The organism is Butyrivibrio sp. NC2007 (assembly GCF_000421405.1).
Taxonomy (GTDB): Bacteria; Bacillota; Clostridia; order Lachnospirales; family Lachnospiraceae; genus Butyrivibrio.
Map to the genome: position 1 here is coordinate 254,401 of NZ_ATWY01000001.1, position 12,534 is coordinate 266,934.

At 43.1% G+C, this 12,534-nt stretch carries 11 protein-coding genes; 1 reads left to right on the plus strand and 10 read right to left on the minus strand.

Going from position 1 to position 12,534, the window contains the following annotated elements; all coding sequences use genetic code 11:
* Position 1 precedes the first annotated feature (1 nt).
* From rsmD to G632_RS0101115, 7 genes are all read right to left on the minus strand, one after another.
* Positions 2-556, minus strand: a complete 555-nt coding sequence (gene rsmD, locus G632_RS0101085) for a 16S rRNA (guanine(966)-N(2))-methyltransferase RsmD (RefSeq protein WP_022767184.1) — start codon at positions 554-556, stop codon at positions 2-4.
* Positions 553-2,790, minus strand: a complete 2,238-nt coding sequence (locus G632_RS0101090; RefSeq protein ID WP_022767185.1) for a DNA gyrase/topoisomerase IV subunit A — start codon at positions 2,788-2,790, stop codon at positions 553-555. The genes rsmD and G632_RS0101090 overlap by 4 nt, the downstream gene beginning before the upstream one ends.
* 12 nt (positions 2,791-2,802) lie before the next feature.
* Entirely contained in the window at positions 2,803-4,725 is a 1,923-nt protein-coding gene (locus tag G632_RS0101095) for a DNA gyrase/topoisomerase IV subunit B (protein WP_022767186.1), read from the minus strand.
* Between the two features lie 35 nt (positions 4,726-4,760).
* The gene (locus tag G632_RS0101100) at positions 4,761-5,630 is read right to left on the minus strand and encodes a DegV family protein (RefSeq protein WP_022767187.1); all 870 of its coding nucleotides are present in this window, start codon (positions 5,628-5,630) and stop codon (positions 4,761-4,763) included.
* Between the two features lie 66 nt (positions 5,631-5,696).
* On the minus strand, positions 5,697-7,766 hold the full coding sequence (recG, locus tag G632_RS0101105) for an ATP-dependent DNA helicase RecG (protein WP_022767188.1): 2,070 nt from the start codon (positions 7,764-7,766) through the stop codon (positions 5,697-5,699).
* A 63-nt stretch (positions 7,767-7,829) separates the two neighbouring features.
* Positions 7,830-9,608 (minus strand): DAK2 domain-containing protein, encoded by a 1,779-nt coding sequence (locus G632_RS0101110; protein ID WP_022767189.1) that lies wholly within the window; start codon positions 9,606-9,608, stop codon positions 7,830-7,832.
* Positions 9,609-9,637: 29 nt separating this feature from the next.
* Complete coding sequence (locus G632_RS0101115; RefSeq protein ID WP_022767190.1) at positions 9,638-10,000, minus strand: Asp23/Gls24 family envelope stress response protein; 363 nt, start codon at positions 9,998-10,000, stop codon at positions 9,638-9,640.
* Positions 10,001-10,197: 197 nt separating this feature from the next.
* Between G632_RS0101115 and rpmB the strand changes: the two genes are divergently transcribed.
* Positions 10,198-10,383, plus strand: a complete 186-nt coding sequence (gene rpmB, locus G632_RS0101120; RefSeq protein WP_022767191.1) for a 50S ribosomal protein L28 — start codon at positions 10,198-10,200, stop codon at positions 10,381-10,383.
* A gap of 56 nt (positions 10,384-10,439) precedes the next feature.
* Here rpmB and G632_RS0101125 read toward each other — a convergent pair whose 3' ends face one another.
* The 3 genes from G632_RS0101125 to G632_RS0101135 are packed head-to-tail and all read right to left on the minus strand — an operon-like array spanning position 10,440 to position 12,519.
* Positions 10,440-10,856, minus strand: a complete 417-nt coding sequence (locus G632_RS0101125) for a hypothetical protein (RefSeq protein WP_022767192.1) — start codon at positions 10,854-10,856, stop codon at positions 10,440-10,442.
* Complete coding sequence (locus G632_RS18445) at positions 10,853-11,617, minus strand: hypothetical protein (protein WP_022767193.1); 765 nt, start codon at positions 11,615-11,617, stop codon at positions 10,853-10,855. The genes G632_RS0101125 and G632_RS18445 overlap by 4 nt, the downstream gene beginning before the upstream one ends.
* A gap of 17 nt (positions 11,618-11,634) precedes the next feature.
* Positions 11,635-12,519: a hypothetical protein gene (locus G632_RS0101135; protein WP_022767194.1), complete on the minus strand. Its 885-nt coding sequence runs from the start codon at positions 12,517-12,519 to the stop codon at positions 11,635-11,637.
* Between the last annotated feature and the right edge of the window lie 15 nt (positions 12,520-12,534).

Consider the following 12,534-nt stretch of genomic DNA (forward strand, 5'->3'; position numbering starts at 1 on the left):
ATCAGTTGCCCTTTCTGTACAGGAAAACATGTTTGTTGCTCTTGTACTCTTTCTCCTTGCGAACTTCAAATCCATAGTCCTCTGCAAAAGAGAAATCGTAGTCCTTGTCGCTCTCGACAATTATCATGGTATTCTCTGTAACATAGCTCATCTGAGAGAGCTGGGAAAGCGTTCTCTCGTAGAGCTCTCCGTGATAAGGAGGATCTATAAAGATTATATCAACTTCACTTTCCTTAATGCCGCGAAGCGCCAGAACAACATCCTGCTTAAGGACCACAGAATCTTCTTCAAAATGAGTGGTCTTTAGGTTCTGCATTATGCACTTGTAGGCATTTGTAGCATTCTCAACAAAGTAAGCCTTGCTTGCACCTCTTGAGAGTGCCTCTATTCCGATCCCGCCGCTTCCTGCGAACAGATCCACAAACACCGCACCCGGTACCTGATTCTGTATCATATTAAACAGGGTTTCCTTAATACGGTCCTGTGTCGGCCTTGTGTCATTTCCTTCAGGAGTTACAAGTCTAAGTCTCCTGGCAGATCCTGCAATTACTCTCATAGTCTTACCTTTGTTCCCTTTGTATCTCTGCTGGTTATCTTAAGGTGCCCTAAATGAAGCTCCTTACCGTTGTGTTCAATGCTCTTTTCTTCCATGTCATTAAGGAAAAAGACATCTCGGATGTAGTCATTCTTTGTAAGCCTCATACCTCTTACACCGACTGCTATCTTCTTTTTCTCAGGTACCGTCTCAATAAGGAATCTGAGGAAATATCCATCGTTTGTTCTAAGCACGACTGTCTTCTGAGTCTTAATAACCTCTACGCTTACAACTTCATCTCCGTCAAGGAGCTTGGTGGCAGCAACGGTTCTCTTTGAAACATCAAACTCTCCGCCGTCAACAACCTTCATCATGGACATCTTGGTTGTAAACAGGAGCCTGTAGAGATTAAGGTCTGACTGGCTTGAAGCCATGACAATTGTCTCTTTTGAAGTGTCAAAGTTGCTGACATTGTCGATAGGAATACCCTTATCTCTCATCTTGCCCTGAGGAAGATCCATAGCTTTTACAGTATGGAGATTACCTGTATTCGTAAAGAAACAGATCTTGCCGGTGTTCTTCATGATAAATGAGAACTTAAACTCGGCCTGGATAGTCTCTTTATTCTTCTCATAGGTTGAAGCATCGATGGTCTTGGCATAGCCGAATCTGTCCATGATAAATGCTACATCGATCTCTTCAACGGGCTTTTCTTCGTAAACTGCATTTTCCCTGTTGTCGATTAAAGTTCTTCTGGGTCTTTGATATTCTTTCTTTATCTTGGTGAGCTCATTCTGGATGACCATTGACATGGACTCATGGCTCTCAAGAATATCCTCGTATTTGTAGATATTGGCTACTGTCTGCTCATGTTCCTTGATAAGAGCATCAAGTTCAAGGCCGATGAGTTTGTAGAGTCTCATCTCCAAAATGGCATCTGCCTGAGCTTCTGAGAAAAGAAGCTGAGCAGCCATTGCCTTGGACTCTCTTGACTTAAAGTTAATGCCTTCTGTGTTTCCGTTTACAAGGCAGTCCTTAGCCATTGCTCTGTCCTTGGAGCCTCTGAGGATCTCAATTACAAGGTCGATCACATTGCAGGCCTTGATAAGACCTTCCTGGATCTCTTTCTTGTCCTGCTCTTTTTTAAGAAGTGTCTGGTACTTTCTTGTGGCAATCTCAAACTGGAAGTCCGCACAGGCTCTCATGATCTCTTTTAAAGACATGGTCTCAGGGCGTCCGTTATCGATGGCCAGCATGTTAACGCCAAATGTATCCTCAAGTTTGGTCTTCTTGTAAAGAAGGTTTGTAAAGTTCTCTACGTCAGTGTCCTTCTTGAGCTCTATTACGATTCTGATTCCTTCCTTGGAAGACTGGTTTGAAATATCAACAATAACATTGGTGATCTTCTTCTCAGCAAGTTCCGCTACATCAGCCATAAACTTGCCAATGCCGGCTCCGATCATGGTATAAGGAATCTCTGTTATGATCAGATTTATGTGTCCGTTCTTACCCTTTTCGGTTTCAACCTTGCCTCTTATCCTGATCTTACCGATACCGGTCTCATAGATTTCTAAAAGTTCATCCTTGTTGATAACAACTCCGCCTGTAGGGAAGTCAGGTCCCTTGATGTACTTCATCAGGTCTTTTGTTGTAAGAGAGTCGTTCTGAATGTAGGCGATCTGTGCGTCAATTACCTCAGCCAGATTGTGAGGAGGTGTACTGGTTGCCATACCTACTGCGATACCTTCACTTCCGTTTATAAGGAAGTTGGGGATCTTAACAGGGAGAACCGATGGCTCTTTTTCTGTCTCATCAAAGTTCGGGAGGAAATCAACTACGTTTAAGTTCAAATCCTCAAGGAAGTTCTCCTGAGTAACTTTTGAAAGACGCGCCTCGGTATAACGCATGGCAGCAGCGCCGTCGCCTTCGATGTTTCCGAAGTTTCCGTGGCCGTCAACAAGAGGAATAGCCTTTTTAAAGTCCTGGGTCATTACAACAAGACAGTCATAGATAGAGCTGTCGCCGTGAGGGTGATATTTACCCATGGTATCGCCGACGATTCTTGCGCTCTTTCTGTAAGGCTTGTCATATCTGATTCCGAGTTCGTACATGTCATAGAGAGTTCTTCTCTGAACCGGCTTAAGTCCGTCTCTGATATCCGGAAGTGCACGAGCCACGATTACGCTCATGGCATAATCTATAAAGGACTTCTGCATGATCTCGGAATATTCAGTTCTGATAATTCGATCTTCCATTTATAACCATCCTTAAATATCCAACTCAGCATCAGTAGCATGCATGTGAATAAATTCTCTTCTGGGCGGAACATCTACACCCATAAGAAGTTCCGTCATCTGTGATGCCATCTTGGCATCCTCAATTTCTACCAGCTTAAGGAGTCTTCTCTCAGGATCGAGCGTAGTCTCCCAAAGCTGCTCAGGGTCCATCTCACCAAGACCTTTGTATCTCTGAAGCGTGAAGCTCTTTCCCTTATGGGCATTTCTGTACTTGGCAAGAGCTACATCATCATAGAGGTACTCTTCCTTGCCCTTTGCAGGAAGTGCCTTATAAAGAGGTGGCATTGCAAGATATACATGGCCCTGATAAATAAGCTCCGGCATGAATCTGTAGAAAAGTGTAAGCAGAAGCGTTGAAATATGCTCACCGTCTACGTCGGCATCGGCCATGATGATGATCTTGTCATAGCGAAGCTTGTTGATGTCAAAGTCATTGCCGTAGCCTTCGGAAAATCCGCAGCCAAAGGCGTTGATCATGGTCTTGATCTCTGCGTTTGCAAGAACCTTGTCGATACTGGCTTTCTCAACGTTGAGGATCTTACCTCTTATAGGAAGAATAGCCTGATAGTTTCTGTCTCTTGCCATCTTGGCAGAACCACCGGCGGAATCTCCCTCTACAATGAAGATCTCACACTTTGTTGCATCCTTACTTATGCAGTTAGCAAGCTTACCGTTGGAATCGAAGGAATACTTCTGCTTGGTAAGCATATTGGTCTTAGCTTTTTCCTCAGTCTTCCTGATCTTGGCAGCCTTCTCGGCACAACCTATGATCGACTTAAGGATCTCAATATTTCTGTCAAAGAATCTTGTTACTTCATCGTTTGTAACCTTGGATACAACCTTGGCTGCATCCTGGTTATCAAGCTTGGTCTTGGTCTGTCCTTCAAATCTCGGATCCGGATGCTTGATCGAAACAACAGCTGTCATTCCGTTTCTTACATCGGTTCCGGTGAAGTTTATGTCTTTATCCTTAAGAATGCCAAGTTCTCTCGCATACTGATTGATTATGTTTGTGAACATGGTCTTAAAGCCGGTTAAGTGAGTACCGCCTTCTGCGTTGTAAATGTTGTTACAAAATCCCAGAACTTCCTCGTGGAACTCATTTACATACTGAAAAGCCACCTCAACCTCAACTCCGTCGCTCTCTCCGCTAAAAGAGATAACGTCGCAAACAGCTTCCTTGGACTTATTCATGTCCTGAATAAATCCTGTTATTCCATCGGGCTCGTGGAACTCAATGTACTCTTCCACACCGGGCCTTTTGTCAACGAAAACTATTGTGAGCTCAGGGTTTAGATATGCAGTCTCATGGAGTCTTGACTTGATATCATCCTCTCTGAACCTTGTCTTTTCAAAAATGGTGTCATCCGGAAGAAAGCTGATGGTAGTACCGGTTTCCTTGGTTGTTCCAAGCGGTGTTAAAAGGCCATTGTCCAATTTGACTGTAGGAATACCTCTTTCGTAGGCATCCTCATAGATATAGCCTTCTCTCTTGATCCTTACCTTCAGCCATGTTGAAAGCGCATTAACAACGGAGGAACCTACACCATGTAAGCCTCCGCTGGTCTTATAAGAATTATTATCAAACTTACCTCCCGCGTGGAGCATAGTAAGTACCACACGCTCGGCAGTAAAGCCCTTGGCATGCATACCGACAGGAATTCCTCGACCGTTATCCTCAACAGTCGCACTTCCATCAGCCTCCAAAGTGACTGTTATCCTGGAACAATACCCTGCCAGATGCTCATCGACAGCATTGTCGACGATCTCATATACAAGATGATTAAGTCCCCTGGTTGTAACGCTTCCGATATACATTCCGGGGCGCTTACGCACCGCCTCAAGTCCTTCAAGGACTGTAATACTGGAAGCTCCATAATCTTGCATAGTCATTAAATATAACCCCTTTTATTTCATAAATACTTTTTTCATAAGTGAAGCTTTCTCGATACTGTTACAGCGAGAGCTCCGGGTCCAATATGGCATCCTACCGAAAGCGAAAGCGGATCCATGTGCATCTCATGTCCCGGGAAGGCAGCTTCAACCTCCTTTTTCCATTCCTGTGCAATTTCCAGGTTGTTAGTGTATGCCCCGGCAATAAGGAAATCACCGGCTTCCATTCCACCGAATCTGTTCTCAATATCTGCCTTGATGGCATTTATCATAATGCTCTTGCCCTGAGCTGTGGTCCTTGCCTTGGCAAAAGCATCAAGCTTCTCTCCCTGGATCTGCAGAACCGGCTTAAGACGAAGTAGTGTACCAAGAGCAGCTGCAGCGGGAGTTATTCTTCCGCCCTTTTTAAGATAATGGAGTGTGTCAAGCATTATGTAGATACTTGCATCAAGCGCCATTTCAAGGAGCTTGTCCTTGATCTGTTCAGCTGTATATCCTGCATCTGCCATAGCCTTGGCATCCAGAGCTGACTGTCTCTGTGTAACTGAGATTCTCTGATTGTCGATAACAAATACCTTGCCCTCGTACTCCTCCTGAGCAAGCATATATGCGCTCTGACATGATCCTGACAATCCACTGCTCATTGGGATATAAATGATCTGATCGTAATCTTTAAGCACCTTGTCCCAAAGAGTTAAAAGAGATTCCGGCGTTGGCTGCGAGGTTGACACACTGGCATCTTCAGCAAGTTTCTCGTAGAACTGATCCTGAGTCAGATTAATATCCTCAAAGAAGTCTTCACCGTTTATCATAAATGGCATAGGCACAACAAAAATGCCGAGTTGTTCAGCTTCTTTTTGGGTGATACCACTGTTACTGTCGGTAATGATAGCTATCTTAGACATACAATTGGCTGGCAAATGCCAACACTCCTCCTATTTTCTACCTTATTTACTAAAAATATCTTACTTTTATAAAGTGGTAAAGTCAACAAAATTTGCAGATTTTGTGCTTATAAGCTCCTTAAGTACTGTATGTTGTGGAAGATTCATCTCAGGATCCTCTGACAAAATTCTGTCAGCATCCATGGCAGATTCTTTTACCAGGTCACTGTCATGATAAATGTCTCCGACCTTAAAACAAAGCTCTCCCGACTGTCTTACTCCAAAGAGATCTCCGGGGCCTCTCTGCTTTAGATCCTCCTCAGCAATTACGAAACCGTCATTTGATCTGTTCATGATATCAAGTCTCTTAGCCGCATCCTCATCATCGGATGAATTGATGAATATACAGTAGGACTGTTTATCGCCTCTTCCGACTCTTCCTCTCAGCTGATGAAGCTGTGAAAGGCCGAATCGCTCAGAGTTTTCTATCATCATAACTGTGGCATTGGGAACATTTATGCCAACCTCGATTACAGTTGTGGAAACCAGTACATCTATGTCTTTTCTCGCAAAAGCTTCCATAATGGCATCCTTCTGCGCAGGCTTCATTTTTCCATGAAGCATTTCGACATTCACGGACTCGGGAAGCGTAGCCTTAAGCATCTGGGTGTAGCTTACAACATTTTCAACTCCGTCCAGTTCTCCCTCTTCAATCATCGGGCAGATAACATAGACCTGACTTCCCCCGGCGACCTGATCTGCGATAAACTTGTAGGCTGTAGGTCTGTAATTTGTTCCGACAACACAGTTCTTTATAGGTTTTCTGCCTCCCGGAAGCTCATCCACAATCGATATGGACAGATCTCCGTAGAGAATAATTGCAAGAGTTCTCGGAATAGGTGTCGCACTCATCGCAAGTACATGGGTCTTTTCACCCTTTTCAGCAAAGGTCCCCCTCTGCCTTACACCGAATCTGTGTTGCTCATCGGTTATAACAAGTGCCAGATTCTTATAGGTTACTTTTTCCTGAATAAGCGCATTTGTACCGATTATGCAGTTGACTTCGCCTTCTGCGATCTGCCTCTGTACTTCCTTTTTATCCTTGGCAGATAACGCTCCTGTTAAAAGAGCTATCTTAAGGCTTGTTATGTTGTATTTCCTGATAAGATTTTTAAAACTCTCATAGTGCTGTGCAGCTAAAACCTCAGTAGGTGCCATCAAAGCCCCCTGATAGCCGTTGGCAGCTGTAGTGATAAGCGCAAGAAGAGCCAGGACCGTTTTACCGGAGCCAACATCTCCCTGTATAAGACGGTTCATTACAAAACCGCCGCCGAGATCTCTTTTTATGTCATCCCAGGCACGTAGCTGCGCTCCCGTAAGCTTATAGGGAAGCTGTTCAATCAGCCTTGTCGTATCTGCCACCTCGATCATTGGATAATTGTTTCTTATCTCTTCAGAATTCTGCTTAAGAAGACGAAGTTTTAAGACAAATACAAGAAATTCGTTATAGGCAAGTCGCCTTCTGGCATTTTCCAGATCCTCAGCATTCTTTGGAAAATGTATGGAATGAAGCGCTTCGGAAAATCCAATAAGATCAAGTCTGTCACAGATTTCCTCAGGCATAAACTCCTCAAGCTTTCCAACATTTATAAAAGCCTTTTCAACAGCTTTCATAACGGTATTGTTGGAGAGCCCCTTTGTAAGAGGATATCTGGGCTGAAGACTTCCAATAAGAGGCGCATACTCCTCAACCTTATACATCTTAGGGTGATCCATGGAAAAGAAATTTCCCTTTTTGCGAACCACTCCCCTGAATATATATGTACTTCCGGATTTAATGGAATTAACCAGATAAGGCGCATTAAAGAAAGTCATTTTGACCCTTCCTGTCTCATCAGCAGCTTCAAAAGCGACAATAGACAGATTTCTTACATGGCGCCTTGTTACAGAACCGATAATGGTCAGTTTACAGGCACAGATTATATTTTCCTTAAGGTCGCAAGCTCTTTTGGGCGCATCGAAAAGATCGTACCCCCTCGGAAAGTAATAAAGAAGGTCTCCCAGGGTCACCACGCCTATCTTGTTAAAAAGTTTGCCGGTCTTTTCACCTATTCCCTTAAGCTCGATTATATTTTCCTGTAATTCACTTCTCCCCAAAGCTTTACCCCCATAGTCTAACGGACAAAAAAAGCCGGACTGTTAAGCCCGGCTTTAAAAGCTTTACTCAGCGGAAACAACATAGTAGTAGATCGGCTGACCACCAAACTGAAGCTCCACATCACACTGTGGATACTGAGTCTGGATTCTGTCTCTAAGCGCTTCTGCGTCCTTTTCCTCTACTTCGTCTCCGTAATATACACTGATAAGCTCAAGCTCATCACTCATCATTTTCTCAAGCATTCCGAAGGTTACATCTGCGATATCGGAGCCTACATCAAGGATTCCCTTGTCACCGATTCCCATGTAATCACCCTGCTTAATAGTAACATCATCAATAACTGTATCTCTTACAGCGTAGGTAACCTCTCCCGTCTTAACTGTTGAAAGAGATTCTGTCATAGCTGCAATGTTATCATCGATTGCAACATCAGGCACATAGTTGATGATAGCTGTGATTCCCTGAGGAACTGTCTTACTTGGAACAACAACGATCTTCTTGTTATCGTCTCCGTCCTCTGACATGATAGCTGCCTGATTAGCTGCGAGAATGATGTTCTTATTGTTAGGAAGAACTACAACTGTATCTGCATTGACCTTGGCAACTGCGTCGAGAATATCTGCAGTTGAAGGGTTCATAGTCTGTCCGCCCTCGATTACATAATCAACACCGAGGCCTTTAAAGATCTCTGCAAGTCCTGATCCGGCACAAACAGTTACAAAACCAACATCCTTACGAGGTCCGAGATCCTCTTCCGGCTCAGGTGTCATCTCAACCTTGTCTCCGAGAGGAATATCATCTCCGGCACTGTAGGTAGGTGTTAGCTCTGCAGCTCCGTTTATCTCAGTCTGGATCTCTGACCATGATCCGTCCTGATTCTCATGGAAGAGCTTCTCTCTGTGCTCCATCCACATGTTATCGATCTTCATGTTTGAGAGCTGTCCGTACATAAGAGCTCTCTGGATTGCAAGGCCGGGGTCATTGCTGTGAACGTGGACCTTGCAGATCTCATCATCGGCAACCATAACGATACTGTCACCGATTGACTCAAGGAATCCCTTGAAATCTATTTCCTGCTTAACGTTAAGAGGCTTATTAAGGAGTACGATAAACTCTGTGCAATAGCCAAACTTGATGTCTTCCTTGGTAGTCTCTGATCCGGGAACAGCCTTGGCACCAGGAGTTCCTGCATCCTCGCTGATAGTAAGGTCAATCTCTTTTCCAAGGAAACCGTCACGTGCGCCCTTAAGTACCTGAACAAGTCCCTGTCCGCCTGAATCCACAACGCCTGCCTGTTTAAGAACAGGAAGCATATCGGGAGTCTTTGATAGAACTTCCTCAGCGTATTTGATAACTTCATCGCAGAAGGTCTCTATATCATCACAGCCTTCCATTGCAAGCTCGTGAGCCTTCTCACTTGCTCCCTTGGCAACGGTAAGGATTGTTCCTTCCTTGGGCTTCATAACAGCCTTATATGCTGTCTCAACAGCCTTTTCAAAAGACTCTGAGAGAACATTTACAGTGATCACGTCATGCTGCTTAACAACCTTGGTAAAGCCACGAAGAAGCTGGGATAAGATAACACCTGAGTTACCTCTTGCACCTCTGAGTGACCCTGAAGAAATAGCCTTGCAGATTGCTCCAAGATCTGTTGTATCACCAAGACTCTGAACCTCTTTGGCTGCTGACATAATGGTCATAGTCATGTTTGTTCCTGTATCACCGTCGGGTACAGGGAAAACATTCAGTTCGTTTATCCATTCTTTCTTTGCATCAAGGTTCTTGGCTCCGCTAAGAAACATCTTTGAAAGCATCTTAGCGTCAATAGAATTATTACTCAAAACAAAATCCTCCTGAACTTAAAATCGACTTAATCAATGACACGGACGCCTTCGACATAGATATTTATCTTTTCGATTTCAAGCCCCGTAAATTCTTCTACTTTATATTTAACAGTGTCAATAAGATTTTCTGATACAGCAGAAATACTAACGCCGTATGCTACAATAACATGAAAATCAAGCTTTAGTTTGTTGTTCTGGTCAAGGGTAACGTTGATGCCCCTTGTCATGGAATCAAGCTTTAAAAGACTAACAAGACCGTCCTTGACGTTTACGTTAGCCATTCCAACGATTCCAAAGCACTCCATCGCAACCGCACCAGCATACTGGGCAATAACTTCATTATCAATAGAAATATTTCCCATGTGAGTGTTAACCACTGAAGCCTTCATTATTTATCCTCCTTAATGCGTAACCTTCAAATTCGCATACATGTTTTATTATAACGTACTTTGAAAAAAAATAAACTATAAATTTTTCATATTTTGCTTGCAATCTTTTTGAATGTTTGCTAATATATCAATGTTGCGGAAATTTCCGCAGAAATTTGCTATATGAACTTTTACATGGCTTATAAGGAGGTGTCAAAATGGCTAAATGTGAAATTTGTGGCAAGGGCGTTCATTTCGGAAACAACGTAAGCCATTCTCATAGAAGATCTAACAGAGTTTGGAAGTCAAACGTTCAGCACGTAGCAGTTAAGGTTAACGGAGCTACTAAGAGAATGAATGTATGTTCAAGCTGCCTTAGATCCAACAAAGTTGAAAGAGCTTAATCGCAAAAATAAATCACTCGGATTATTCCGGGTGATTTTTTTATGCTTATTTTTATTCAGACAGAAAAAGCAAAAAGCGCAAGCTTTGAAATGATAAGTTCTCTCACTATCATGCCAAGTCTCTCTTTTTCTTCAGGTTCAATTGAAGATAGCTGTTCGCAGGTATATATCTTTTCCTTAAAGCCCTTCTCCTTTTTGTCAGGATTCTTGTACTGGGATACTCTTATTCTCCCCTTCAGCTGTTTATATATCTTGTAATCAAAGCCCTCTTTAGTCAGATAATACAGATGTGACTCAAGAGTTGTGTCATAATCAACATCATCCTTAAGGTACTTGGTTATGATGGTCTTGAATTTGAAAGGTACCATTTCGTTATCAAGGAGTTCCTGATAATTGTACCTTGCTCCGAAATAGTATCTTTCTATATCCTGCATATAATACTTAAAATCGTCTTCGTTAACTATATTATTCATGCCTTCTCATTCTTGCCTGTATCAATGTCTTCAATATTATCGCCGCTAAACTTAATGGCGTCGCGGATCTTCTCTTCATCCCAACCGGTCTCTTCCATCAGCTCCTCAACGGTGACTTTACGTCTAAGGTCTTCCGAAAGCTCTTTTGCCTTATCATTAACTTCGTTTACCAGGTTAAGGACCTTCTGCATTCCGGTATCTTCTGCCAGGTTCTCTTCTATTATCTTCTCCATGGCATCAAGCATGAGCTTGTATAAAAAGCTCTCGACCTCTGAAGGCTCTCCTACCGCATCAAGCATGGTAACGCCCTTAGTCAGTGCAACATTTCCCTCTCCGATGAGGTCCTCGAGAAATACTCCCTGTTCTGCGTACATTCTTGCAACATCAACAACAAGGGGAAGATAGTTCTCGATAAGCTTGTCCTGAGCATTCTTGTCACCGGCGATGGCAGCCATTGCTGCAACTTCCTTCTCACCATCAGATAATTTCTCAAGACCTTCAAGGCTCTCAAGGTAGTCCTGAAGGTAGTTGTTCTCCTCAGTTGTAAGGTTATCGGAAGTATCTATAGCCTCATCGATACCGATATTGTGCTGATTCAGGTATTCATATACCATCTGAAGCTGCTTCTCATCGAGATCCAGTTCAGAAAAGGCATCATCCACCTGTTCTTTTGAAATGACATTTTTATTTTCCCTGGCAAGTCTTGTTACGTACTTCAGGGTCTCCGCAAATTCTTTTTCCTTATTATCTATGTTTCCCATAATGCTCCTAAAATGTGTTATTTAATATGCTGATGTGTAAAGAGATGATCCTGGCAGTATTCGTAATTGCCGTTGCACTTTGAGCAGAATCTGAACTCAAGGTTCGGGTCGTCCGTTTCGCTTCTACCGCAAACAGCACATTTATGCCTTGTGATTCCCTTTGGCGCCATCTTTACGCTCTGCTGGAACTGAGCCCTTCTGCGATTCTCACTTGGACGCAGGTGATGAGCCCTTCCTGTCGAAATGTAGAACAGTCCAAGATTAATAAACTGGAAAAGGATCGCAATAAGAATCGGGATATCTCCGCCTATAATTCCGCTGAAGATTGCCTCAAATCCCATGTATGCTGCATATAGAATTCCAAGATACTTAACCTTAACGGGGATGATGAACATAAGAAGAAGCTGTATCTCAGGATAGCTGATGGCAAATGATAAAAATACCATTTCCTGAACATAGTAGGTGCTAAAAACTCCCGAGTAGTACATCATCATGCTTGCAATTGCCTCTTCTCCTCTGGATCCGAATTTAAAGCAGACCCATGCATAAGAAACAAAAGCAGCCAGTATCATAAGGATCATTCCGCCGAAAATAAAGACATTATATCTAAATGACCCGACTGTTCTCTCCATGGTAGTTCCTATGAAGTAGTACAGGTACAATGTGATGAGAAGCCAGATGCTGAGGGCTGTGGGTGGAAGAAGCACCCAGGATACCAGTCTCCAGACCTGTCCATGCAGGATAAGGTACGGATTAAGTGTTAAATAGCTCTGTATCATAGCTCCGTTTGGTAATAATTTGATGACATAACCTATGACATAAAGGACGATTATATAGAGTGTAAGGTTGTTTATGGCATACCTTCCAAATTTTCTTTCCATCTCACTTAAGAATCTATTCATGTAAAAGACCTCTTT